21 protein-coding genes and 1 tRNA gene are annotated in these 24,681 nt (G+C 48.1%); 2 read left to right on the top strand and 20 right to left on the bottom strand.

Annotation, left to right across the window (positions count from 1 at the left end; translation table 11 throughout):
• Window positions 1–2 precede the first annotated feature (2 nt).
• From ACTNEN_RS06550 to ACTNEN_RS06535, 4 genes are all read right to left on the bottom strand, one after another.
• On the bottom strand, window positions 3–875 hold the full coding sequence (locus tag ACTNEN_RS06550; RefSeq protein WP_441205253.1) for an ABC transporter permease subunit: 873 nt from the start codon (window positions 873–875) through the stop codon (window positions 3–5).
• A gap of 11 nt (window positions 876–886) precedes the next feature.
• Complete coding sequence (gene nikB / locus ACTNEN_RS06545; RefSeq protein WP_441205251.1) at window positions 887–1,807, bottom strand: nickel ABC transporter permease; 921 nt, start codon at window positions 1,805–1,807, stop codon at window positions 887–889.
• 99 nt (window positions 1,808–1,906) lie between these two features.
• Complete coding sequence (locus ACTNEN_RS06540) at window positions 1,907–3,625, bottom strand: glutathione ABC transporter substrate-binding protein (RefSeq protein WP_441205250.1); 1,719 nt, start codon at window positions 3,623–3,625, stop codon at window positions 1,907–1,909.
• Between the two features lie 216 nt (window positions 3,626–3,841).
• Entirely contained in the window at window positions 3,842–5,377 is a 1,536-nt protein-coding gene (locus tag ACTNEN_RS06535) for a diguanylate cyclase domain-containing protein (protein WP_441205249.1), read from the bottom strand.
• Between the two features lie 336 nt (window positions 5,378–5,713).
• Here ACTNEN_RS06535 and ACTNEN_RS06530 point away from each other — a divergent pair, with 336 nt between their 5' ends.
• On the top strand, window positions 5,714–6,724 hold the full coding sequence (locus ACTNEN_RS06530; protein ID WP_441205247.1) for an FKBP-type peptidyl-prolyl cis-trans isomerase: 1,011 nt from the start codon (window positions 5,714–5,716) through the stop codon (window positions 6,722–6,724).
• 155 nt (window positions 6,725–6,879) lie between these two features.
• Here the strand turns inward: ACTNEN_RS06530 and ACTNEN_RS06525 are convergent, their stop codons facing one another.
• The 16 genes from ACTNEN_RS06525 to ACTNEN_RS06450 form a co-directional block, all read right to left on the bottom strand.
• A complete protein-coding gene (locus ACTNEN_RS06525) occupies window positions 6,880–7,611 on the bottom strand; it encodes an SDR family NAD(P)-dependent oxidoreductase (RefSeq protein WP_441205246.1) in 732 nt (243 codons plus the stop codon).
• 77 nt (window positions 7,612–7,688) lie between these two features.
• Window positions 7,689–9,095, bottom strand: coding sequence for an alanine/glycine:cation symporter family protein (locus ACTNEN_RS06520; protein WP_441205245.1), 1,407 nt, complete (start codon window positions 9,093–9,095; stop codon window positions 7,689–7,691).
• 31 nt (window positions 9,096–9,126) lie between these two features.
• Window positions 9,127–10,431, bottom strand: a complete 1,305-nt coding sequence (locus ACTNEN_RS06515; protein WP_441205244.1) for an alpha-amylase family glycosyl hydrolase — start codon at window positions 10,429–10,431, stop codon at window positions 9,127–9,129.
• Between the two features lie 124 nt (window positions 10,432–10,555).
• The gene (locus ACTNEN_RS06510) at window positions 10,556–11,947 is read right to left on the bottom strand and encodes an MATE family efflux transporter (protein WP_441205242.1); all 1,392 of its coding nucleotides are present in this window, start codon (window positions 11,945–11,947) and stop codon (window positions 10,556–10,558) included.
• An 88-nt stretch (window positions 11,948–12,035) separates the two neighbouring features.
• Complete coding sequence (locus tag ACTNEN_RS06505) at window positions 12,036–13,451, bottom strand: alanine/glycine:cation symporter family protein (RefSeq protein ID WP_441205240.1); 1,416 nt, start codon at window positions 13,449–13,451, stop codon at window positions 12,036–12,038.
• Window positions 13,452–13,880: 429 nt separating this feature from the next.
• Window positions 13,881–15,485 carry a phosphoenolpyruvate carboxykinase (ATP) gene (gene pckA / locus ACTNEN_RS06500; protein WP_441205239.1) on the bottom strand — a complete coding sequence of 535 codons (1,605 nt, stop codon included), beginning with the start codon at window positions 15,483–15,485 and terminating at the stop codon, window positions 13,881–13,883.
• Between the two features lie 208 nt (window positions 15,486–15,693).
• Window positions 15,694–16,626, bottom strand: coding sequence for an N-acetyl-gamma-glutamyl-phosphate reductase (argC, locus tag ACTNEN_RS06495; RefSeq protein WP_441205237.1), 933 nt, complete (start codon window positions 16,624–16,626; stop codon window positions 15,694–15,696).
• A 218-nt stretch (window positions 16,627–16,844) separates the two neighbouring features.
• Window positions 16,845–17,342: a phosphatase PAP2 family protein gene (locus ACTNEN_RS06490; RefSeq protein ID WP_441205235.1), complete on the bottom strand. Its 498-nt coding sequence runs from the start codon at window positions 17,340–17,342 to the stop codon at window positions 16,845–16,847.
• A 13-nt stretch (window positions 17,343–17,355) separates the two neighbouring features.
• The gene (locus tag ACTNEN_RS06485) at window positions 17,356–17,679 is read right to left on the bottom strand and encodes a DUF1653 domain-containing protein (protein ID WP_441205233.1); all 324 of its coding nucleotides are present in this window, start codon (window positions 17,677–17,679) and stop codon (window positions 17,356–17,358) included.
• 22 nt (window positions 17,680–17,701) lie between these two features.
• Entirely contained in the window at window positions 17,702–18,853 is a 1,152-nt protein-coding gene (locus ACTNEN_RS06480; protein WP_441205231.1) for an LCP family protein, read from the bottom strand.
• Window positions 18,854–19,154: 301 nt separating this feature from the next.
• Entirely contained in the window at window positions 19,155–20,468 is a 1,314-nt protein-coding gene (locus ACTNEN_RS06475) for a glycosyltransferase family 2 protein (protein WP_441205230.1), read from the bottom strand.
• A gap of 57 nt (window positions 20,469–20,525) precedes the next feature.
• Window positions 20,526–21,878: a glycoside hydrolase family 5 protein gene (locus ACTNEN_RS06470; protein WP_441205228.1), complete on the bottom strand. Its 1,353-nt coding sequence runs from the start codon at window positions 21,876–21,878 to the stop codon at window positions 20,526–20,528.
• Window positions 21,879–21,897: 19 nt separating this feature from the next.
• Window positions 21,898–22,116: a hypothetical protein gene (locus ACTNEN_RS06465; protein ID WP_441205227.1), complete on the bottom strand. Its 219-nt coding sequence runs from the start codon at window positions 22,114–22,116 to the stop codon at window positions 21,898–21,900.
• Window positions 22,117–22,154: 38 nt separating this feature from the next.
• On the bottom strand, window positions 22,155–22,739 hold the full coding sequence (locus ACTNEN_RS06460) for a thymidine kinase (RefSeq protein ID WP_441205225.1): 585 nt from the start codon (window positions 22,737–22,739) through the stop codon (window positions 22,155–22,157).
• Window positions 22,740–22,801: 62 nt separating this feature from the next.
• Window positions 22,802–23,839 (bottom strand): helix-turn-helix transcriptional regulator, encoded by a 1,038-nt coding sequence (locus ACTNEN_RS06455; protein ID WP_441205223.1) that lies wholly within the window; start codon window positions 23,837–23,839, stop codon window positions 22,802–22,804.
• 61 nt (window positions 23,840–23,900) lie between these two features.
• The gene (locus tag ACTNEN_RS06450; protein WP_441205221.1) at window positions 23,901–24,371 is read right to left on the bottom strand and encodes an NUDIX hydrolase; all 471 of its coding nucleotides are present in this window, start codon (window positions 24,369–24,371) and stop codon (window positions 23,901–23,903) included.
• Window positions 24,372–24,545: 174 nt separating this feature from the next.
• On the opposite strand from ACTNEN_RS06450, the gene ACTNEN_RS06445 reads away from it, so the two are divergent.
• Window positions 24,546–24,629: transfer RNA gene (locus ACTNEN_RS06445), tRNA-Leu, on the top strand.
• Window positions 24,630–24,681: the final 52 nt, after the last annotated feature.

The raw sequence follows: 24,681 nt of genomic DNA, 5'->3' as shown, positions 1-24,681 counted from the left end.
CCTTAATCCATGAGCTTTGGATCCAATGCATCTCTTAAGCCATCTCCCAGGATATTAAAGCTTAATACCGTAAGGAAAATGGCAAGACCCGGGAACAGTGTAACAAACATATCTGTCATCATATAGTTTCTGCCATTGGAGAGCAGCAGTCCCCACTCCGGTGTCGGAGGCACAGCGCCCATTCCGAGGAAGCTTAAGCTGGATGCCGTCAGGATCGAATTTCCGATCGACATGGTATATTGGATGATAATGCTCGGAATTGCGCCCGGCAGGATATGTCTCAAAAGAATCTCCACGTCCGATGTTCCGAGTCCGCGGGCAGCCATAACAAAGACCGAGTCCTTAAGCTCCAGCGTACGGCTGCGGACAAGTCTTGCAAAGGTCGGCGTGGAAAATACCGCAACAGCAATCACCACATTGGTAAGCCCGTTTCCGAGGATCGCAACAATGGCGATGGCGAGGATGAGTCCCGGAAATGCAAACAACACATCGCATATCCGCATGATTACCGAGTCAAGCATACCGCCGTAGTAGCCGCTGAGCAGTCCGAGAATTGTACCTGCAATGCAGCCCACACTGACTGAGCTTAAGCCTACCACAAGCGAAATCCTGGTGCCGCAAAGGATCCTGGAAAGAAGATCCCGTCCAAACTCGTCCGTACCAAACCAGTGCTGCGCCGTCGGTCCCTGCAGCACAGCGCTGTAATCATATTCATTGATTCCGTAAGGAGCAATCTGATAGCAGAAAATCGCGACCAGAACCAGCAGCACAATATACCCCAGGGCAACGATAGAGTTCTTATGCTTTAAAAATTTCCGGATCGCCTCTGATACAGGGCTCTTGATATCATTTTTTTCATCTTTTGCTTTTTTCATGTGCTGCCTCTCTATCCAAGCTTGATTTCCGGATTAACAACTGCATACAGGATATCCACAATCAGGTTGATCAGGATAAACTGCAGGGAGAAAATCAGAATCAGTGACTGAATCTCCGGATAGTCACGGAAGTTTACAGACTGCACAAGCAGTGACCCGATCCCGGGAAATGCAAATACCGTTTCCGTAACAACCGAACCGCCAAGCAGGAAACCAAACTGGAGACCTGCTACCGTAATAATCTGTATCAGAGAGTTCCGGAGCGCGTGCTTCCAGATCACAACTTTTTCCTTAAGACCCTTAGCTCTTGCCGTACGAATGAAATCTTCCTCGAGAATTTCCACAATCGAGGAACGCGTGAACCGCGCAATAACCGCACTGATGGAAATTCCCAGTGTAATGGACGGAAGCACCAGACTCTTAAATCCGCTTGCACCCGTCGTCGGGAACCATCTCAGCTTTACGGAAAACAGCATGATAAGGAGGAACCCGACCCAGAAGGAGGGCAACGATATGCCGGAAACCGATAGTGTCATACCGAGATAATCCTGCCATTTATTGCGATGCGCACCGGCCCAGACCCCAAGCAGGATACCGATCAGTACACTCCATAAAATGCTGAGTGCTGTCAGACGGAGTGTGTTGATGTAACGCTCTCCGATATCCTGTGCGACCGGACGCTTGGATCTTAAGGATGTGCCCAGATCTCCCTTTAAGAGTCCGGATACATATTTGCCATACTGCACAATGATCGGCTGATCCAGACCCAAATCCTGCCGTACCTGTGCCACATCCTCCGCCGTTGCCTGCTCTCCGGCAACGAGTCTCGCCGGATCTCCGGGGATCATCCTTACAAAAAAGAACACCAGCGTAATGACGATGAACAGCGTGGGGATCATCCCCAGCAGTCGTTTTATGATATATCTCAGCATATCGTTATAACCTTTCGTCCCTAGTTGATACAATAATTGTCAAAAGCAGGGTCGTTACGGAAACGCCCCTGCTTTGCATGTAACAGAATGATATTCCGATTACTTGGCCATCCTGCCGCCGCGCAGATTAATTGCAGCATCTGGATACAGCTTGACATTCGCAATCTTGTTGGAAACTGCAATGGTGTTCTGCATGTGGAACAGCGGAACAACCGGGCAATCCTCCCAGACAATATCCTGGATCTTTGCGTAGCAGTCCTTACGTTTGTCACTGTCGGAGGTTGCAAGCGCATCCTTGAGCAGCTGATCAACCTCATCATTCTCATAGTAAGAAATGTTGTAGCTCATTGGCGGCTCAGACTCCTTGGCAAGCATCGGACGCAGTGCCCAGTCAGCGTCACCAGTGGAGGATGACCATCCGGAGTAATACAGCTCAACCTCAGCGTCCTTGCCTGCTGCGGTGCTGTCCTGTACCTTCTGGTTGAGAACGGCACTCTCCAGTGCTTCAAGCTCCAGGTTGATGCCGACCTGCTGCAACTGCTGCTTCAGGAACTCAGCAACCTTCTGGTTGGTGGATGTATTGCTGTACATGAACTTTGCGGTAAATCCGTTTTCGTATCCTGCTTCCTTCAGCAGAGACTTTGCCTTCTCCACATCGTACGGATACGGAGTGTTTTCCTTATAGTACTGTGTCTTCGGACCCATCATGGACGTTGCCGGAGTACCAATTCCGTTATAGCAGATCTTGATAAAGGCATCCTTATCGATAGCGTAGTTCATTGCCTGACGAACCTTGAGGTCGGTAAATGGAGCCTTCTGTGTGTTCATCATGAGCCAGTAGGTTACAAGGCCGTCGGTCTGCTGATAGTGGATATTGGGGTCAGACTTGAGGGCATCTGCATTCTCCGCAGGTACACTCCACATAACCTGAGCATCACCGGACTGGATCATTGCAGCTCTGGTTGCGCCCTCAGTTACCGGCTTAAAAGTTACCGTCTTAAATCCTGCATCGCTCGCAACCAGCGGTTTACCATCAGGTCCGTCCTTGTATCCCCACCAGTCCTTGTTGAGCTGGATCTTTAAATGGTCGCCCTGTGTCCACTCTACAAAGGTATACTGTCCAGTGCCGACCGGTGAATCTGCACATGCCTTCTGACCCTGCTCGATCTGCTTCGGACTCATAAGGAGGGTTGCCGGATGCGCAAGACAGTTAATAAAGGATCCGAACGGCTCGGAAAGGGTAAATTTAACTGTATAATCATCAACCTTATCGCAGGAGGCAAGCACGCCGCTCAGGAAGGTTGTCCTCTTGAGTCCGCCATTTTTATCCATCCAGCGATTTGCGTTGGCAATTACAGCATCTGCATTAAATGGAGTGCCATCCGTAAAGCTGACACCCTGACGCAGTGTTACGGTATACTCTGTTGCACTATCATTAGCTTCGTAGCCTGTTGCCAGAAGCGGGATGACCTTCATGTCATCGTCAAATCCAAACAGTCCATCCATGATCAGTCTCTGGACACCGCCGGAGATCGTATCGCTGGTATCCATCGGATCCATCGTGGTAAAGTCGGTATAGGTTGCACAGGTAATATCCGAGTCCTGTGAAACAGACTCTCCGTCCGGAATCACCGGATCCTCTCCGGTAGACTGTGCTGTGGCTTCTACTGCCGCGGAGCTTCCACCTGCTGTCGAAGCCTGCTTCGTATCAGCCGAGCCTGATCCGCTGGATGCGGAGCTTCCGCAGGCAGCCAGAGAAACTGCCATAGCAGCTGCAAGCAGTAAGGATGCTGCACTACGCAATTTTGCTTTTCTCATAACACAATTCCTCCTGAAATAAAACAGGTATAAAAAAAGACAAAGTGCCAGTTGAAACCTGACGCCCTTGTCTCTTTAAATACCTAAACTGAAGCGTTGGGATAGAATCACTGCTTCTTTTTATTTTGACTTGTATATTAGCTTTATCACGCTAAAATGTCAAACACTATATCAAGGTAAAGTATTACAAAAATGCATGTTTGATATAATATAAAATTATCTGGTGCCTTCTGTCGGGACATCTCTCCTCCGTTCATGTCCTTTATAATATCTCTGCTTCTCCCGGTACATCGCCTGATCTACTTCCTTTAAGAGCTCATCAAAATCAGTATCTCCGTTGCTCCTCCAGAGATTGCCGATAGATACAGATAAGTTATTATTTTCAAACTCCTTCCGCAGCTTTCTAAGTATCCGCTCATACTGACCAAGACCTACCCCGGAGCAGAGCATAAGAAATTCGTCACCGCCCATACGGACTACCTCTGACGGGCAGGTTGCATCGACGCATTGTCCTAACAGTGATGCCGCCTTACGGATCATGTCATCTCCCGCGATATGCCCAAGCTGATCATTCTGCTCTTTAAGGCCATTAAGGTCACAGTATATCAGTCCCATCGGATCCGCACGATTAATCACCTTCAGGAAGCGTTCAAGCCCTCTCCGATTGGTGGCTCCTGTCAGCTGATCCCGGTACGAGTCCTCCAGAACCTTGCGCATCTGGTCGCGATGTCCGATCAGTGTCGCAGAGAGTCTTGCTGTCAGCTTCATCACATTCACCGCAGCATCCATCAGCTCTTTTGCCGGATTATCCACACCGACAAGACCACTATACTTCCCCTCTATAAAAATAGGCATAATGATTAAGGACGCGATCTCATCCTCCTTTAAATATTTATAGACAATCTCACTCACCTGACGGTACGTCTCCAGGTTCCGTATGATGATGCCCTCCCGATTACTTAATAAAGGTTTCCAGACAGGCGTATAGGCTTCCGTATGGATTTTTTCCTGCTGCGAGATCCGCTGCCTTACACTCTTCCTGCACCATTCGTAGCTATTATACAGTTCCTTGCCTGGATGACGCTCAAAAATATACGTGCGGGTGCCGCCGATCCGTCTCCCTACAAACCGAAGCACCTCATAAATCGCCCGGTCCGGATCCGTCTGTCTGAGTGCCATCATGCTGGCTTCATACATCGTACTGCTGCTCCAGTTGGCGATCCTGAGACGCTTGTTGTTGTCACGATGCCGCAGCAAGGCAGCAAGAAATGCTGCTACGATCTCAAACAATGCAGAATCCTGGTTCTGATCCATCATGGCTGGATTTTGCAACGTAAAAAAACCTCTGAGTTCATTTTCCAGGAGGATCGGGACAAGCACCAGACTGTGTATATTCACAAGCCTCAGCTTCCGGTACATCTCATCATTACTTTGCCGTAAAGCCTCAATATCCTCAGCTTTAATAAAGACCGGCACCTGCCGCGTTTCCATAAGCTTTCTGATTTTATCTTTCTCGGTAATGAAGACCTCTTTGATCTGCGGAATCTGAGAAATGTTCTCATCTCTACACCATTCATAGGTGCAAGTCACATCCTCCCCCATTTCAAAGATGCAGTCACGATCTGCTCCGATCCTTACTCCTAGATCCATCAAAAGACGATTGATGGATGCATCCGGGTCTGTAATTGCAAGTGCGTCACGTATGGACTCGTTTATGATATGTTCTATGAAGTTTCTATCCTTCTCTGACATAATTCTCTCTATTGGTGTGAAACCTACTGTTGCATCTGATTATTTATATTAATTCATATTTAATTTTATGCAAGCGTTTACAGTGTTACTTATAATAGCAGTTAAAAATCAGTTTGTAAATGTCAGGAATCGAGTTTCTGTTTTTTTAATAAAAGCGCTGGTTTTTATAGAATTTTCAGAAGATAATTCAGTATTTTTCTGTTAGAATACTTTCATCATGAGCCGTAAAACAGAAATTCACAATGCTGAAAGTACCGGCTCTCTGGTATATACTAAAGCAGTATAAAGCAGCATTTATATTTTAAAAATGTAAAATTTCAGGAAAGGAATTTGTTTATGAAAATAGCAGTAACCTATCAGCAGGAAACCGGTGAGGTTTTCCAGCATTTTGGCAGAACGGAAGCATTTAAGCTTTATGATATTGAGGATGGGAAAATCAAGTCCAGCCAGGTCGTTTCAACCGATGGCACAGGTCATGAAGCTCTCGCCGGATTTTTAGCGGACCATGGTGTATCCGTAGTTGTCTGCGGTGGTCTCGGCGGCGGGATGATGAATGCTCTCTCCGCATCCGGGATCGAGGTCTGCTCCGGTGCCTCCGGCAATGCAGATGACGCTGTGGAAGCATACCTTGCAGGAGCGCTTGTGAATGCCGGTGTCAGCTGCAGCCATCACGATCACGAGGATGGATCCGGACACCACAAGAATCATAGATGTGGACACTCCCATGGGGAACACTGCGGGCATCACGGAAGAGAAGCAGATCATGCTCATGAGAACTGCTGTGGACATCCTGCGGAAGACGAGAGTGAATCCCACGAAGACTGCTGCGGACATCATGGCAAAGGCTGCTGCGGACACCACTGCGAGGATGAGGATTCAGACTTTGATTATGAGCATCCTCCCATTGTCTTCCCGGGTAAAAATGCCGGTAAAAAGGTTAAAACCCATTATCAGGGGACTCTGAATGACGGAACCGCCTTTGACTCATCCTATGACAGAAACGAGCCTCTGGAGTTCATAGCGGGTGTCGGCATGATGATTCCCGGCTTTGACAAGGCGGTTGTGGATATGAATGTCGGCGATGTCGTCAATATCCATCTTGCTCCGGAGGATGCCTATGGCGAGAGAGACCCGGAGGCGGTATTTACGCTCGAAAAGTCTCAGCTTCCCGGCTCTGAGGATTTGACAATCGGTCAGCAGATTTATCTTGGCACCGGCATGGGACAGTCCTTCCCGGTAACCGTCACTGCTGTAGATGCAGCGACCATTACTCTTGACGCAAATCATGAGCTTGCCGGTCAGGAACTGAATTTCAAGATTGAGCTTCTCTCGGTTGAGGAAGCTTAAAGGCACAAGCAGTGCAGCAAGCCATGTAAACAGAAGTGTCTTCTTGGTTACATATCTACTTGTCAAAATATCTTTTAACTCTGTATATAAAAGTCAGAATCTGATTTTTTAAAAAAACTGAAGCCCGGAATCTGTGGCAGTACATGCTGCATCCATCAGGTTCTGGGTTTTTTATGGATCCGGTGCAGCTGTGGTCGGATCATAATCTCCGGTACACAGCTTCCCTCCCGGACAGAGAGCACATATCGGACTGCATCCGCCACATCCTCCGGACTTAGATGCGCATCCCACTGAGGATCCGCTTCAAAATCCGCATTCCGGTAAAGTGCCGTATCCGTCATATCCGGAAGCACTGCTGTAACCCGGACCCCGTACTTCCTTACCTCATCAAAGAGGCTCCTGCTGAAACTGAGAAGGCCTGCTTTGGTTGCACCATAGCAAGCTCCGTGCGGACTGGAGGAAATTGCAGTCACTGAAGAAATATTGATCACCGCGCCATGATTTTTTTTAAGAATCCGGAGAAGCTTCTGCGTCAGAATCATAGGTACTTCCAGATTGACCCGCACCATCTCCATAATCTTCTCAGGATTCATCTCCTCGTGCAGACCGTAATACGCCGTGCCCGCATTATTGACAAGCACAGTAAGCTCTCCATCCGGTGTCTTTAAAATCTGGTCAAGGCCCAGCATCAACTGCTTCGTGTCAAGTAAATCACACACGACCGGATGAAATCCCGACTGCTCCGGGTTATCTCTAATGCCCTCAAGCTTCCAGGCAGCAAAGTCCCGTCCAAAACCAAAAACATCATATCCCATGGCGAGAAGTTCAAGAGATACCGCTCTGCCGATCCCGGAGGACGCCCCGGTTACAATTGCATATTGTTTCATTGCTCTATTACCTGCCCCCCACGCTTATCTTCTCCGTCTTTGCATCTTTATTGCCTGTCAAAGCGTATTTTGGTGTTTTACTTCCAGCAGCCCAGCTGACTGTCTTCGATACCGATCTCCCGCGCTTTAAAGACCGGATTGCGTCCCTCACGTTTTTTACATTCATAATCCTTTAGTGCTTTGGATACCGTGCCGGACATCAGGAAGCAGCAGGGCAGATTGATAAATGTCATAAGCCCCATGGTAATATCCGCAAGCGCCCAGCAGGCATCCATCGGCGCGATCGCTCCCAGAAATACCACCAGCATACATATGCTATGAAAGATCTGCATGAACCTTTTCCCTGGCATCTTTTTACCGTTAAGAAACGCCAACGCGTTATCTACATAATAGAGATTTCCGATCAATGTCGTGAATGCAAAAAGGATCATTGCGATCGTGATAAAAATTGGTCCTATCTCGCCAAAAACGGTGGAGATCGCATTCTGCACATACGGTGCCCCGGAAACCTCCGCACTGATCGGCGTTCCACTTACAAGACACATCAGCGCCGTAGCCGTGCAAAGCAGCAAGGTATCAATGTAAACAGACAAGGTCTGCACAAGTCCCTGCTTCACCGGATGCGAAACATGTGCCGCCGCAGCTGCATTGGGAGCCGATCCCACGCCGGCTTCATTGGAATACAGTCCGCGCTTGATGCCGTAAATCATGCAAGAACCGGACACCCCGCCAAAAATCGCCTTGAAATCAAATGCATTGGTAAAGATCTCGACAAACATCTCCGGTATATTCCGGAAATGCAGAAATATAATAATCAGAGCGACAAGCACATACGATACGCCCATAAAAGGCACAATAGTGGATGTCAGGCTGATGATCCGTTTGCCGCCGCCCATCAGGCAGTATCCTACAATCACCGCAAGGATAACTCCTATGATAATTGGTGTACTTTCCTTATGATAAAAAGGATATGCTGCAAAGGTGGACTGCAGGTTATAGGAGCAGAGTAAATTAAACCCAAATGCATAGGTTGCAATCAGAAAGATACAAAATAAAATTGCCACCTGCGGTGCATGAAGTGCCTGCTCGATATAGTACGCCGGACCGCCAAAAAAGTTTCCGTCCTTCCCTCTCCGCTTGTAGATCTGCGCCAGAGTACTTTCTGTGAATGCACTCGCTCCGCCGATGATGCACATGAGCCACATCCAGAAGCAGGCGCCGGGACCGCCCAGGCAGATGGCGGTAGATACTCCGATGATGTTGCCGGTTCCGACACGAGAGGCAGTCGAAACCATCAGAGCCTGGAAAGAGGAGACATTCTCACCCTCCGGAGGCTCCATCACACATCGGATCGCCTCCGGCAGAAGCCGAATCTGCACACCCCGCATCCGAAATGTAAAGTACAATCCAAATACCGACATCACGATGATCAGCACCGGATAGTACATCACATCATCTATTGCATTAAGCAAGCTTGTCACCATTGACCTCCCCACTCCTATCTATCACTTCAAATTATCTCACGCGGAAAATCACCGGCTGCCCATCAAACCGCATCCGCCCCGCGTTTACAGAAAGCTCCTTCCCGGAAATTTCATCCTGATACGTCCCATCCGGTACATCCACGGAGACGGTAAATGAAGCCTCGGGCACCGAAACATGCAAATCAAATACTCCTACTGTAAGATGCTCCCTGCTGCTGCGATAACAGACCGCAGTACAAATTTCGTCCTCCACTTCCGCATGCCAGAACTCTGTCTCAGACAAAATCTCCCGGCGGATCCTTGCAAGCCGCGCAATCAGTCCGCTGAGATCCCGCCCCGCTTCGGCACTGCGCGGAATCGGATCCTTCTCAAAAAGCTCCGGAAGATGCGCTGTTTCATATTCCTGCCCGTTATAAAGCAGTACCGCGCCCTTACTGAAATAGAGAAATGCCGTAAAATTTCTGAGGCTTCTATCCTCCTTTATAAAGCTTGCAATCCTCGGCTGATCATGATTTTCCAGGAACTGCAGCTTCACATTATGCGGGTCCAGCGCAACCGCCTGCTCATTCATCACATCCAGCCATGCCCGGAGAGACCGGTCTCCACGGAGGTATCCTGCGAATGCATCCCGCGTATCATACGCATATTCCATGTCAAATGCCTGGTACCCCTCAATGTCCGAGAAATTGGCGATGCCATGCCGATGACAGAAGGATATAAAGCGGCTTTCATTGGATTCTGCAAGCCAGATACAATCCGGATTGACCTTCCGTACCGCTTCTCTTGCCGCCTGCCAGAACTCAATCGGCACCATCGGAGCAACATCGCAGCGAAACCCATCGACAAACCGCGCCCACATCTTAAGCGTTTCAATCTGATAGAACCAGAGCTTCACATTGCTATAATCTAGATCCACGACATCTGTCCAGTCCCCAAGCTTGTTTCCCATGCTGCCATCCGGCTTACGATAGAAATATTCCGGATGCTCCTCAACAAGCACAGAATCCGGCGAGGTATGATTGTAAACCACATCCATCATCACCTTCATACCTGCTTCATGAATCGCATTGACAAGATGCTCAAAGTCCTCCACACTGCCAAGATCCGGATTTATAGCACGGTAATCCTGATTGGCATAGGGACTTCCTACCGTACCCTTCCTGCCTTTTACTCCGATCGGATGAATCGGAAGCAGCCAGATATAATCCGTGCCCAGCGCCTTGATTCTTGCAAGATCCTGCTCCACCGCGCGAAATGTACCCTCCTCGGAATAATTTCTCACAAAAATGCTATAAATCATTGCCTTCTGCAGCTTAAGCTCTGTATCCTTCGCCATAAGGTTCTCCTTCTTTCATTCCTTCTTCACAACCAAGTGGTACCATCCTTAAAAATCATTGGTCTGATTATTTCCTGAACATTCTACCAGATCTGTTTCTACCGCGGAACACTCTATGATTTTTTTACTGCACTGCCGCATGCTTCCGGATGTACCTTGTCAAAAGGAAAAGCGCAAAGGCGGCACCACAGGCCTCGCCCACCGGGAGTGCACTGGCAAGACCGTATTCGCCAAAGATGCGGTCCAGGATAAACATAAACGGGATGTAAAATACAATCTCCCGGACAACGGCATGCAGCATGGTATCTCTGCCATCTCCGATTCCCTGCATGCAGTATGAGCTGCTGAAATTCAGAAACTGCACCGGTGATGCCAGGCAGCGGATCCTTAAAAAGGTGGTTGCAAATGCAAGTGTCGCCAATGCATCCGCCGCGCTGTCACCCGAGGTATCCAGGAAAATATGCGTGACACCGCCACCAAAAATTTCAAAAAGCGCCACGCTGATAAAGCAGATCAGTAAACCATATTTCCGAGCACAGCGGATCACCGCATTCATGCGAGTATGATTTCCCGAGGAAAAATTGTAAGCAACGATCGGAAGCATGCCCTGGCAGATGCCGATATTGATGGCATTGGGCAGACGCTCGATCTTCATGACGATGCCGATGGCTGCAAGCTGCAGATCCCCGTGTACCGCCATCTGGGCATTGAGAAAGATATTTGCAACATCAAAAAGACCCGTCAGGATTGCTGAGGGAATCCCGACAGAAAACAGTCCGCGGATCTGACTGCCGCTGACCTTATGAAGCTCCGACAGCCGGAGGGAAACCGGCGCCTTGCCGGATAACCGCAGAAATACAATGATAAGATAGATGCAGGCGATCACGTTGGACAGAAGGGTTGCGAGCGCCGCGCCAAAGACCTCCATGCCATGCGGCAGAAGTACAAACATAAACAGCGGATCAAGGATAATGTTAAGGAGTCCTCCACCGGACAGACCTTTACTTGCCTGCCGCGAATATCCTACGTTTCTGAGTAGATGCGCAAGCACCGCAGAGAGAATCGTCGGAAGACTTCCAAACACCACTACAAGCAGCACATACTGCTTTGCGTACTCCATGGTGTATAGAGATGCTCCAAGCAATGTCAAAAGCGGTGTCTGAAATACATAGACAAACAGTCCATAGGCAAGAGAAAGGAGCACACAGCCATACACGGCAAAGGCACTGACATGCTGTGCGTCCTCGTCCCGGTGCTGCCCGATCAGCCTTGCCATGAGGCTGCCACCGCCGATTCCAAAAAGATTACCAAAGGCGATCGTCAGCATAAACAACGTAAAGGATACGGTAACTCCTGCCATCATATAGGAGTTTCCGGTGCGTCCGATAAAAAAGGTATCCACAACGTTGTAAATCAGGTTGATGAGCTGACTGATGATCGTTGGAATCGCCATTGTTGCCAGTGCCTTAGGTACAGGCATCTTTTCAAAAAGTTCTCTCTTACTGTTTGTCTCCATGGATACGCCTTTCCGGACCTATGCTTTATATTTTTACTTCACATAAAATAGCCAAATTAAATATAGCATATCCATGACTTTCCGTACATTAAGAAAGATGCTTCCCTGCTGCAAAAAACTCCCGGGTTTCCCGCGCGACCACACCACTTAAGGCAAAAAGAGCAATCATATTTGGGATCGCCATCAGACCATTAAAGATATCCGCGATCGTCCATACAGCGGAAACCGTCATATACGGTCCGATAAATACCGCCAGGATATAGAGCCAGCGGAACACCTTGACCGGCTTGAGGTTCCCGTGCGAGAGATATTCGAGACATCTCTCTGAGTAGTAATCCCATCCGAGTATCGTTGTGAATGCAAAGAAAATCAGGCAGACCATCAGTACAAACTGGGAAAACAGCACCGGAAACGGAAGCCCGTTCTGAAACGCATAGGTTGTTACCGCGACTCCCTCGAGACCAGGCTGCTTCCAGGCACCGGTCAGGACAATCGAGAGTCCTGTCAGATTGCAGATCACAATCGTATCAAGGAAAGTACCTGTCATAGATACCAGCCCCTGCCGTACCGGTTCCTTGGTCTTGGCTGCCGCTGCCGCGATCGGTGCAGATCCGAGTCCTGCCTCATTGGAAAAAATTCCACGCGCAATACCCTTCTGCATTGCTACAAGCATGCTGCCGACCAGTCCTCCGGTAATGGCTTTTGGATTGAATGCTCCTGCCACGATTTCCACAAAAGCATCCGGGATTTTGGTAAGATTCATTAAAATCAGCAAAACCGCAAAGATAAAATAGGTGATCGCCATAAACGGCACAATGACCGATGCCACCTTGGAAATCCGCTTAAGACCACCGATGACCACAAGGGCAACCAGAATTGCCAGAATCAGTGACGATACAATGGTTACGCCGCTGTAGGATCCGATGCCGGGAAGTGAAATATTTTTTACGCCGGACGGATTAAAGAAATTATTGACGGCGGAAACAATGCCATTCACCTGAGAGAAGGTTCCGATTCCAAAGAGACCCACGCACATGCCAAAAAAGGCAAAAAGCTTTGCAAGCCATTTCCAGGAAGCACCCATACCCTTCTCAATATAATAGAACGGTCCGCCAAGTGTATGACCGGATGCGTCAATGTCACGATATTTCACCGCCAGCAGAGCTTCCGAATACTTCGTAGCCATGCCAAAAAACGCGGCAACGATCATCCAGAACAATGCACCGGGACCACCCGCAGCAACGGCAGTTGCCACACCGACAATATTTCCCGTGCCAATGGTAGCAGACAATGCCGTCATCAGAGCCGCAAAGCTGCTGACCTCTCCCTCCTCGGATTCCTCAACTGCAACAATCCATTTCAACGCCAGCGGCAGCCGTTTGATCTGCAGAAATCTGGTCCTTACAGAAAGCAGCACACCTCCCGCAAGGATCAGCACCATCAGCGGTACACCCCAGACCAGCTGGTCTATCGTTTTTAACATCTCATTGATCTGCGTCCACATACTCCCTTGTACTCCCCATATCAAATTTTTATATAAGTAATAAAGTTAAATAGCGTCCTACAGACTGTATATCTCACGCGCACATATGTCAAGTGTAAAAAGACGTTATTACTCTATTATTAACTCTATTATTTACATAAGTGCAATCAACTCTACATGCAAGGCATTGCAATCCATATTGCAGCTTTCCGGGAGCTCTCTGAATTAAGACAAGAGCGGCAATATAAGCATTTCACAAATTCAACATGGACATATTAATCTACAGCACAAAAAAGCAGGGGCTTACCAAACCTGTCGTTCAGTAAACCCCTGCCCTTAGTAGATCAATATAGACCAATATAAACCAAGCACCGTCAATAAAAATCAGTAAACGATCTGATGCTACTTATACTTACGATCTTACGATCCGATCGTACAGTACAAGTCATATTACAGCTCAGGACCTGCGGAAACCAGTGCCTTACCAGCCTCATTACCCTCGTACTTCTTGAAGTTCTTCTGGAATCTTGCAGCAAGATCCTTAGCCTTTTCTGTCCACTCCTCCGGAGTCTTGTAGGTATCTCTCGGATCAAGGATTGCAGGATCTACACCCGGAAGCTCTGTCGGAACCTCAAAGTTAAAGAACGGAATCTTCTTAGTCGGAGCCTTGGCAACGTCACCATTCTGAATTGCAGTGATGATTCCACGAGTATCCTTGATGGAAATTCTCTTGCCGGTTCCATTCCAGCCTGTGTTAACAAGGTAAGCCTTGGCGCCGGACTTCTCCATACGCTTTACAAGCTCCTCAGCATACTTTGTCGGATGCAGCTCGAGGAATGCCTGACCGAAGCAAGCAGAGAAGGTCGGAGTCGGCTCTGTGATACCACGCTCTGTACCAGCAAGCTTAGCGGTAAATCCGGAAAGGAAGTAGTACTTGGTCTGCTCCGGAGTAAGGATGGAAACAGGAGGCAGTACACCAAAGGCATCTGCAGACAGGAAAATTACGTTGTCAGCTGCAGGACCATGAGAAATCGGCTTTACGATCTTCTCGATATGATTGATCGGATAGGATACACGTGTATTCTCCGTTACGCTCTTATCATTGAAGTCCAGCTTGCCGTTATCATCTACTGTAACATTTTCCAGAAGAGCGTCTCTTCTGATGGCGCCATAGATATCCGGCTCTGCATCCTTATCCAGGTTGATAACCTTGGCATAGCAGCCGCCCTCAAGGTTAAATACGCCGTTATCATCCCAGCCGTGCTCATCATCGCCGATCAGCAGTCTCTTAGGATCGGTGGACAGAGTGGTCTTACCGGTTCCGGAAAGTCCAAAGAAAATGCAGGTATGCTCACCGTTAAGATCCGTATTAGCTGAGCAGTGCATAGAAGCGATGCCCTTGAGCGGCAGATAATAGTTCATCATGGAGAACATGCCCTTCTTCATCTCTCCGCCGTACCAGGTGTTGATGATAACCTGCTCGTGGCTTGTGATGTTAAAGGCAACCGCTGTCTCGGAGTTGAGACCCATCTCCTTGTAGTTCTCTACCTTAGCCTTAGATGCATTATATACAACAAAATCCGGCTTGAACTCTGCTTCCTCTTCCTTCGTCGGACGGATAAACATGTTCTTTACAAAGTGAGCCTGCCAAGCAACCTCCATAATGAAACGGACTGCCATACGGGTATCCTTGTTGGCACCGCAGAAGCCATCAATGACATACAGCTTCTTGTTGGAAAGCTCCTTCTTGGCAATTTCCTTTAACGTCTGCCAGTTTTCCTCAGAACATGGATGGTTATCATTTTTATATTCATCACTGGTCCACCATACAGTATCCTTGGAATTTTCATCCACAACCAGATACTTATCCTTAGGAGAACGTCCTGTATAAATGCCTGTAAATACATCAACCGCACCGAGCTCTGTCTGATGACCTACCTCATAGCCCTCAAGAGAAGGATTGGTCTCCTCCTTAAAAAGCTCCTCATAGGATGGATTGTAAACAATCTCGGTTGTACCGGTAATTCCATACTGTGTTAAATCAATTTTAGCCATTCCACTTAACCTCTTTCTTTTAAAAATTTGGTCTGAGTAAATCACAATGTTTTTTTATAAAAACATCCAAGGCTTATTATACCTTATAAATCCAAATTGTCACTCTAAAAAATCTAATATTTAACAATCTTTTGCTAATGTACCTGCAAAGCTACGGATGGTATACAGAAATTTTTCCTTAAGCCTGTCGGTATGTACCCGCGAATGCTTATAATCCGGTGCTTTCCTCAAGCCCCAGCATGATATTCATGTTCTGCACTGCAGCTCCGCTCGCACCCTTGCCAAGGTTATCAAACAGTGCGGTAATCGTCGTCTGCTCCTCATGTCCACAGACAACAAGCTGCAGACGGTTGGTACCTGCAAGCACGTTACTATATAAGGTCGACGGGTGATCTCCGAAGTCAGAAACATTCACAAAATACGCATCCTTATAGTAGTCCTTGAGCTTCCCGCAGATGTCTTCCGCCGTCGGATGTCCCGGAAGCAGGCGATTCTCAAGCATGATCGTTGTTGCCATGCCCTTGTAATAGTCATCCACCACCGGCAAAAAAACAGGCGGATAGGTAAGTCCGCAGACCTTCTGCATCTCCGGGATATGCTTATGCTTAAGCGTAAGTCCATAGATGCCCGGAGCGTACAGCTGAGCCGGCTTGTCCTCAGCTTCGTATTGCGTAATCATTTTCTTACCACCACCGGAGTACCCTGTAAGTGAAAAGCAGGTCAGCGGATAATCCTTTGGCAAAATCCCCATCCTTACAAGCGGCGCTGCTGAGGAAATCAGTCCGGTCGCATGACATCCGGGATTGGCTACCCGCTTACTGTGGCGGATCGCCTCTCTCTGCTCTGGCGAGAGCTCCGGATAGCCATAGGTCCAGTCTTCGCTCGTTCTGTGCGCCGTGGAAGCATCGATCACGCGCACCTCCGGGTTTTCAATCAGCGAAACCGCTTCCCTTGCACCATCATCCGGCAGACAGAGAAACACGATATCCGCTGCATTAAGATATTTTTTCCGCTCGGCAAGGTCATGCCGCTTCTCCTCCGGGATTCTGAGAAGCTCAAGATCCTCTCTTGCGCCGATTCTGTCATAAATCTGCAGCCCTGTCGTTCCGCTCTGTCCATCGATATATACCTTGGTTTTCATGCATGTATCCCTTTCCATTATGATTTCCAGCACGAGTCCATGTTTTGTCTTGCAAAAAACTGCAGCTCACCGCCATAAGCTATACCAATACTAAGCTTACCGTCGCGTCTGGCATCACATGTACTGCTTTCGGCAACTCACGCATATCATACATTGTCACATGTAATATGCATAATTATACTGGATAATTGTGTACATCATACCATAATTCTGTATTTTCACAAGATATAAAATAATAATCCTGCCAGTAATCCGCATAAATATCCAATCACAACATCCGATGGATAATGTACTCCGAGAGCGACCCGGATGAGCGCAATCAGGATGCCCACGATTAAAAGAAGCCATCCGGCCATGGGAACGACATAAAGCCAAGCCATGGCAATCACCACACAGGAGAATACATGCCGGCTTGGCATCGAGTCCCCCGTTTTATTGCGGCGGATCAGAGGCTCCATCTCCGGCCATCGAACATAGGGGCGCGGACGGTTGATCTGATGCCGTAAAATAGATAAAAGTACAAAGGAAGCTGCCGGAATCAAAAAAACCGGAAGAACTCTCATGTCCTTCCGGTATAAAAGCCAAAGAAGCAGCGCCGGATACAGGAGATACAGCATAAGCTTAAGCATCCTGTCCAGCTCACGGATCAGTACGATAAGTCCGTCGTGCCTTCGTAACACTGCCGTCATTTTGTTATAAAGTGCCCCATAATCCATACCTTGCTATGCCTCACTGAGCCTTAGTAACTTCCGCATTTCCCTTTTCCATTTTCCAGAGAATCTCAAGGTCCTTTTCCGTCACCCAGTCAAATCTCCACTGCTGCCGGATTTCAGGATACTTCGCATGGTCAACCTCGCTCATAAACATATCATACGGGCGGATATACAGACCCTCGTCACCATATAGAGCCTGATATACCATATATTTCTCCCGGTTCTCCGAGTGCACCGCAGTTCCGACAATCCGGTACAGATACTCTGTAGACTTCGGATCCACCATTTCCCTCTTAAAGTGCCGCACCAGATCGCCTTTATGAAATTCTCTTTCTCCCATACTGTTCCTTCCTGTGTCCATTTTAGCGCCGGATAATCTCCGAGCTTTTGGTCGTGATCCCCGTTCTTGAACGGATCTTCTGATTCAGCTCCGATACTGTGCCGGATACATCATAATCCGAAACATCAAATAAAAACTCATGCAAAAGTTGTACATTTTTTTCAAGATCCGCCGGAATCACGCAGTCTCCATTGCTTCCGATTTTCTTTGTAACAAATCTGGATGGAAATCCCGCATTACCGGAAACCCGGAACTTATTGATATTTTTAAGTACTCTGAGTGCATCCTCCAGCCCGATATTGGTGGCGGTCTCCGGAAGTACCGTCTCCACAATCTGATTCAGCTTAAGTAGAGATGTTCCCTTTGCCTTGTCCAGAAGCTGCATCATGATGGCTCTCTGCCGCTTGGTCCGTTCAAAATCATCATCTGTATACCGGAGCCTTGCGTATGCAACTGCCTGTACGCCATTAAGATGCTGGTACCCCGCCTTGTCAAGATACTCCGCCGCCGGATTTTCCGCGGAAATCCCGCTTTTCTGACAAGTCTCGGTGATATACGCATTCATATAATAAAACTCCTGGTCGGTCACATTGATATCCACGCCTCCCAGCATGTCAATCGCATCCGCCACCGCCTTCCAGTTAAATGTCGCGTAGTTATCAATGTTAAGGTCAAGATTTCGGTTCAGCGCCTTTACCGCCTGCTCCGGTCCGCCGCTTGTATACGCTTTATTGATCTTGGCATATTCTTTACCCAGATTCAGATACGTATCCCTGTAGATCGATACAAGGCGAATGTCTCCGGTATCAAGATCCGCGCTGATGATAATCTGTACATCCGCATTGTTGCCTTTACCGACCGTACCATCTCTGGAATCCACCCCAAACAGTACACAGCTCCAGTAGCCCTTCATGGCTTCCAGCTGCGCAGTATCGATATCCGTATTCTGAACCTCATCCTCCCGGAACTCCACCTGCTGCGTCATGCTCTGATAATGCCGGACCATGCCAAACGGGATCAGCACCGACACAAAAAGCATCAGGATAATGGCTGCAACGAGCACCCGCCGGAACAGCCTTTTCCGCCGTTTTTCCTTCTGATACTGCCGGACAAGGCGATGGAGCTTTTCCTGCCTGTGGCGCGATCTCTCCAACTGATTTCTATTATCACTCATATTAACTGTTTTTAACTATGGAAGCCCTGTAGCAGCTTCGATAGATCATCCTTTGTTCATTTACACATTCGATGACATTAACATGTTAAAGTACTTCTGTCAATGTTATCAATGCATCTGCCGCGTCAGATCTGTCATATCTTAGCAATGCATTTACAAAATAAATAGCAGGTATCTTGCAGAACCCATGATTCCATAAGATACCTGCTCCTTCTTTTTCTATCACTCACATACAAACCAACGGTAGCACAGAAGTAGTTGTGTAATCTATGTCAATATAGAATCAGGTGTGGCACGCTTCCTATAATGCGCGCTTCACCCTCTCGAGCTCCTGCCGAAGTTCCGCCCGAAGTTTCTCTCTTCCGGCGTCTGTAAGCTCTCCATAACGGATCCTCTCAAAATCATCCATAACCTGATCGATTGCGGCGCTGACTACCTGCCCATCCGCAGTAAACTCCGCATCGAGAAACACACTCTCGTGGCTCAGGACCATGCCGGAAAAATTAAATTTGATATAACGCTTCAGCAATAACTTCTGCATACATCCGATCACTCCCGGCTGCGAGAGTCCGATCAGGTCGGCAGCTTCCTTAAGATTTTTTTCAGACCCTGCAAAGCGCAGATACATCACTACCTTCATTTCCTTAAGATCCAGACCATATTGCGCTCCGGTCCGCTCAAGCAATGTATCCAAAAGCTTCTGGCTGTAATAGAGGTCGGTGAAGACATTACTCTCAATAGATGGCGAAACATGCACCGGCACGATCTCCTGCCCGAGCTTTTTGGTCCCCGGCAGCCCCGGAATCGCCGCGTCATCCCTCGCGTAATCAATCAGAAACCGGTAAATCTCGGGACGTTTTTTCATGTATTCATCATCGTCGTACAGGTGCTTATAGAAATTATCATAGTACTTGATGACATTGGTTTTCATGCTTACGATCCCCGGAAGATTCATGCCCATAGAGACAAGCGAGCCTTCTGTCTTAACATAGTAATAGATCGGTATCTGCAGCGCAAAAATTCTGTCTACATGCAGGATATACTCCATATTAAAGATAAAATCCTCACACCAGTGCAGCGTTTCATCCATCCGAAGTCCATATTGCTGCACAATAGAGCGCTTAAACAGCTTGTTCCAGAGGACTCCGTAATAATAATCCGCAGGATTTTTGAGCATCCACTCTCCGTACTCCTCCCGGCTGATAACGTCCTTTGCCGTAATATCGCCTTTCCGTGAGGTATTGTCTCCCACGACCCGGTAAAAATCCGAAATCACAAGATCCGCATCATGCTCCTCCATCGCCCGGACCAGAAGTCTCGTGGCATCCTTGGTGATCCAGTCGTCTGCATCCAGAAACTGAATATAGGTGCCCTGAGCCATACCAAGCGCCTGATTCCTGGTATCCGAAACACCGGAATTTGGCTTATGCACCACAGTGATCCTTGAATCCCTAGCGGCATACTCGTCCAGGATTGCTCCGCTTCTGTCTTTACTGCCATCATCCATCAAAAGAAGCTCAAAATCCGTAAACTCCTGCTGGAGAATGCTGTCCACGCAGCGGCGGATCACATTCTCCGCATTATAAACCGGCACAATAATCGAAACCTTGGGCATATTTTCCTCCTGATACGATCGTCTTATACTATATCGCTTTGCAAACAGCGATATCTCTCACTTCGTGATCTTTTTAGGCAGCCATCCATTCCGGACAGAACGGTGATAATCCCAGCTCTCCTTCCAGAACTCAACTGTATGTCTCCCGCTCTCCGGCTCAAGCTTCCAGCTCCAGTAAAACCAGCCGGCAGCATGCTCCCAGGCATGAAGCTGCATATTGGCAACCTTCCGGAACCGCCGTCTCTGTTCCGCCATACAGGATTTCCGGATCTCCCGCTGCAGCTTCCTCCGTTCTTCTGCAACGACCCTGGCGGCCTCCTGCGAATACTCCCGGATGCTGTTCAGCACCTTGATATCCTCCGGAAGCTTCTCGTCCAGCTTCTTTTTGAGATCTCCGACTCGTTCACTCCAGATATTGGTTCCCTGATCGTGGTAGCGCCGGTTTCGCTGGAACGCAGCGTATCTGTTGCAGTTGGACCATTCACCGACAATCACCGGCACATGCCGCTCAGCGCGGCGGATCATCCTCTGCTCCAGCATCACATAAAACCAGTAGAGCCAGAGTCTGTGAAATGGCAGAAACATTTCCATCGCCCAGATATACTGGTGCGTATCCAGATACACATGCTTCATGCCGGCTCTTTCAAAAAATCTCCCCCACAGTGGCAGCCGAAAGCCATCATGAAATACAATGGCTTTATCCTCCGGGAGATAGACCCGGAGCCTTCGGTACGCTTCTTTATAGAATTTCCGTAAGAAGCGGAGCGGCACATAACCGGAGCCCTTTGCTTCCTTTCGGTCCCGCGCTTTGCCGGTAGTCGGTGCAAAAAGATACACTGGCAGGCTGATCGGTTCATTCAGCACCTCAATGCCAAAAAGCCCTCTGCGTTTCCCATACCGCCGGGCAAGACGTTCAAGGACATGTAAAACATATGCGACGGCACGTGGCTCCTTATGGAAACGGCAAACACCGACCAGACCTCCATTGTCATAGCCGTTATGATTTCCCGGCGTGGTATGGAGATCAATCAGGATCCTAAGGTCCCAGCGCTCCGCCCAGTCAAACGCCAGGTCCAGATACTCAATGCAGCCCGAGTAGGGCGGGAAATCTCCAAAAATAAAATACGGCACCGGAATCCGGACCGTATTGAGTCCCAGCTTATGAATCTCTTCAAAATCCTTCTCTGTAATAAATGTTTCTCTGTGCTTTTTCAGGCGCTTCTCAAGCTCCGCCTTTGGGAGATCCCGATTCAACCAGGTTTCATCCTCCGCATCCGTCCCGCGGAAAATTTCCGGCTCCATCCAGCGCTCCAGCACCAGCCAGTTGCCAAGATTTACCCCGCGAATGCCTCTGCCGGAAGCATTCGCAGACTCCTTTCTGTTTTTCTGATCCGTATTGTTTTGTGACATTTTATCTACACAAGCTTTCTCAATGCACCATCCGCGCCATATACTCTGCGTTGATTTCCCGGATTTCCTTTTCTCCGTTAATGTACGGTTCATACATTGCGTCGATCGAGCCGCCGCCCAGATTGTCGCAGCCATTGCAAAACTCACATTCGCTGCCGCAGCCATAGAGGGAGCCGTAAACAATCTGGCGCCTCTCCTCCATGGTAGTATCTTTTATAAGAATCGACTTATATTTCATAAAATTCATGCCTCCTGCGGATCACATCTCCCAAAATTTCACTCAAACTGCCCGAGCTTTCCTTCATAGAAATGCTTCCGGCACAGCGGCACATAGGACTCGTTGCCGCCGATCATCACCTGTGCACCGGTCCGCACGACCTTGCCGTTGGAGAATCGGGTGTTGAAGTGCGCGCGTCTTCCGCACCAGCAGAGTGTCGGGATCTCCTCGAGTTGATCAGCCAGCTCCACCAGCCGCTTAGAGCCCGGAAACATCAGACTCTGAAAATCTGTCAATAAACCATAACAGATGACATCAATATCGAGATTATCCACGATATGTGCAAAGGTCTCCACCTCCTCCGGTGTCAAAAACTGCGCTTCATCTATAAGGATAACCGAGTGATCTGTGAATGTGATCTGCTTGATTCTGTCCAGGAAGGAGCTCACGATTTCGCATTCCGCCTCCAGTCCGATCCTGGATTTGATGACATCCTTTCCATCTCTTGTGTCCGTCGCCGGTTTCAGAAGATAGACCTTATATCCCTTTTCCATGTAATTATAACGTACCATCAGTGCATTGGCGGTTTTGGAGCTGCCCATTGCGCCATATCTGAAAATCAGTTCTCCCTGTTTGCTGTTCATTCTGATCCTTGCCTCAAATTCTTTATGATGCTCTACCGATTGTAAAGCCCTATCATTATACTTTAGCTGCTGTATTTTTCATACATTTTTTTAATGTCATCACGGAGCTTAAGGCGGAGCGTCTCCGGTTCCAGTACCTCAACGTATTTGCCATACTGCAATGCCCAGTACTCCATCGCCTGCTCATTACAGTGAATGCGGACCTTGATTTCCTCTTCCCCTTTTTCCACGATCTGAAATTCCTTGCCAAACCAGTCAATCAGCATATCCATGGATTTTACAGAGGTCCGGAGGATCACATCCACACTTTCTCCGGAAAACATATAGACATGCTCTGCCATATGCCTGGGAAGATTGAGACCATGCTCCATGCCCTTAACAAGCTTCGGATCCTTTACAGGCTCATCCAGGATCCTTACACCAGTCATTTTGTCAATCCGATAATGTGCGAGATTCTCATACTTATCGTAGTTTCCAATGAGATAAAACATCCCATTGGAAGCTACGATGGCATATGGATTCATCTTAAAGGGCTCCGGACGCCGCGGATGCAGCTTATAATCAATACCGTAGGAATTATAGATAAACTCTATTTTTTTCTTTTTTTCAATTGCCTCGTCCAGGACATCGATCGTGATCATAACCTGCTTATTGTCCGTATGATGGAACTGCGAAACAGAACGGATATGTCCGATCCGGGAAGTAAAGTACCTGCTGCCCAGACCAGAAAGCTTATTTACAAGCCGCTTTGCTTCCGTACTGGACAGAGTCTTGGAAAACAGCACTGATTCAATCAGCATCCTGAGCTCTGCATCGTCAAAATCCCTTGTCAGAAGCCGGTATCCATCCTCCTCGTCAATCTCGATGCCGAGCCCCTCCAGATACTCGATATTGCTCTTTACAGACCTCCGGTCACACTCCACCCCGTAGTTCTCCCTGAGAAGCTTAAGAATCTCCTGCTGTGTCAGGCTGTGTTCATCATCAGTATATTCCCTGAGGATTTCCAGGATATACATATTGTACATTTTTTTATTTCCGCCGGCATTGTACTGCATTTGCTCCTGCTCCTTCATCCAGTTTTGTCTGCTCTCTGGTTTCATCTGATCTACTGCGATCGGGCAGCGATCCCTTTTACCCGACTACTGTTCCGATAAAGAACGATCACATCAGATTTTTGCCATCCAGCTTTGCCTCCATCAGACGGTCGCCTTCACCATAGACAAGCTTTAAAGAAAAGAAGCTCTCCCGCTCAATGAGAAGCTTTAAAAAGATCCTGTCTCCCTCCCAGAGATTCAGCTCCGGCACCTGTGCCTTAGGAATCCATGCAAGCTCCCCTTCATCGCAGTCTACCGCATCTCCTGTAAAGCCGTCTGCAGTAAAAAGATGCATATATTCCATCGCACCCGGTGATATAAAGGTCACGATGCCCCGGAACTTCCAGGATGTCAGCGTATACCCCGTTTCCTCCTTCACCTCCCGTAAAAGGCACTCCTCCGGACTTTCATTCTCCTCAAATTTACCGCCTACACCGATCCACTTTCCATGATTGATATCATGCTGTTTGGAAACCCGATGCAGCATAAGGTATTTTCCATCCTTCTCGATATAACAAAGCGTAGTTAGAAATGCCATATATTTGTTTTCCTCCAGGATTTGTGATCCGATTTATCGTTAGACTGTCAGCATTGCATTATTGATGTTCTTAAGCATATTCTATCATTTTCTCTCGCTTTTTAGTACGATATCAATGTAAGCAATTTTCCAGTTGACATATAATTATTTTTCCTGTATATTTCTTATTTGTCTGCGGGAGTGCTGAAATTGGCAGACAGGCAAGACTAAGGATCTTGTGTCCGATAGGACGTGTGGGTTCAAGTCCCATCTCCCGCATGATTTTAAGAGCACCGGAAATTTACTTCCGATGCTCTTTTTGTTTTTGAGA

The organism is Oribacterium sp. HCP28S3_H8 (genome assembly GCF_052064775.1).
Classification (GTDB): Bacteria; Bacillota; Clostridia; order Lachnospirales; family Lachnospiraceae; genus Oribacterium.
The sequence above is the reverse complement of the archived record's forward strand: the minus strand, read 5'-3'. Positions and strand labels throughout refer to the sequence as shown.

Coding starts and splice junctions, on each gene's coding strand:
- ACTNEN_RS06510 (WP_441205242.1), bottom strand. CDS start 11,947: ATGGAGACAAACAGTAAGAGAGAACTTTTTGAAAAGATGCCTGTACCT.
- ACTNEN_RS06505 (WP_441205240.1), bottom strand. CDS start 13,451: ATGTGGACGCAGATCAATGAGATGTTAAAAACGATAGACCAGCTGGTC.
- pckA (WP_441205239.1), bottom strand. CDS start 15,485: ATGGCTAAAATTGATTTAACACAGTATGGAATTACCGGTACAACCGAG.
- ACTNEN_RS06525 (WP_441205246.1), bottom strand. CDS start 7,611: ATGAAACAATATGCAATTGTAACCGGGGCGTCCTCCGGGATCGGCAGA.
- ACTNEN_RS06480 (WP_441205231.1), bottom strand. CDS start 18,853: ATGAGTGATAATAGAAATCAGTTGGAGAGATCGCGCCACAGGCAGGAA.
- ACTNEN_RS06465 (WP_441205227.1), bottom strand. CDS start 22,116: ATGAAATATAAGTCGATTCTTATAAAAGATACTACCATGGAGGAGAGG.
- argC (WP_441205237.1), bottom strand. CDS start 16,626: ATGAAAACCAAGGTATATATCGATGGACAGAGCGGAACGACAGGGCTG.
- ACTNEN_RS06455 (WP_441205223.1), bottom strand. CDS start 23,839: ATGAAACCAGAGAGCAGACAAAACTGGATGAAGGAGCAGGAGCAAATG.
- nikB (WP_441205251.1), bottom strand. CDS start 1,807: ATGCTGAGATATATCATAAAACGACTGCTGGGGATGATCCCCACGCTG.
- ACTNEN_RS06535 (WP_441205249.1), bottom strand. CDS start 5,377: ATGTCAGAGAAGGATAGAAACTTCATAGAACATATCATAAACGAGTCC.
- ACTNEN_RS06530 (WP_441205247.1), top strand. CDS start 5,714: ATGAAAATAGCAGTAACCTATCAGCAGGAAACCGGTGAGGTTTTCCAG.
- ACTNEN_RS06540 (WP_441205250.1), bottom strand. CDS start 3,625: ATGAGAAAAGCAAAATTGCGTAGTGCAGCATCCTTACTGCTTGCAGCT.
- ACTNEN_RS06450 (WP_441205221.1), bottom strand. CDS start 24,371: ATGGCATTTCTAACTACGCTTTGTTATATCGAGAAGGATGGAAAATAC.
- ACTNEN_RS06475 (WP_441205230.1), bottom strand. CDS start 20,468: ATGCCCAAGGTTTCGATTATTGTGCCGGTTTATAATGCGGAGAATGTG.
- ACTNEN_RS06550 (WP_441205253.1), bottom strand. CDS start 875: ATGAAAAAAGCAAAAGATGAAAAAAATGATATCAAGAGCCCTGTATCA.
- ACTNEN_RS06520 (WP_441205245.1), bottom strand. CDS start 9,095: ATGGTGACAAGCTTGCTTAATGCAATAGATGATGTGATGTACTATCCG.
- ACTNEN_RS06490 (WP_441205235.1), bottom strand. CDS start 17,342: ATGGATTATGGGGCACTTTATAACAAAATGACGGCAGTGTTACGAAGG.
- ACTNEN_RS06470 (WP_441205228.1), bottom strand. CDS start 21,878: ATGTCACAAAACAATACGGATCAGAAAAACAGAAAGGAGTCTGCGAAT.
- ACTNEN_RS06485 (WP_441205233.1), bottom strand. CDS start 17,679: ATGGGAGAAAGAGAATTTCATAAAGGCGATCTGGTGCGGCACTTTAAG.
- ACTNEN_RS06515 (WP_441205244.1), bottom strand. CDS start 10,431: ATGGCGAAGGATACAGAGCTTAAGCTGCAGAAGGCAATGATTTATAGC.
- ACTNEN_RS06460 (WP_441205225.1), bottom strand. CDS start 22,739: ATGAACAGCAAACAGGGAGAACTGATTTTCAGATATGGCGCAATGGGC.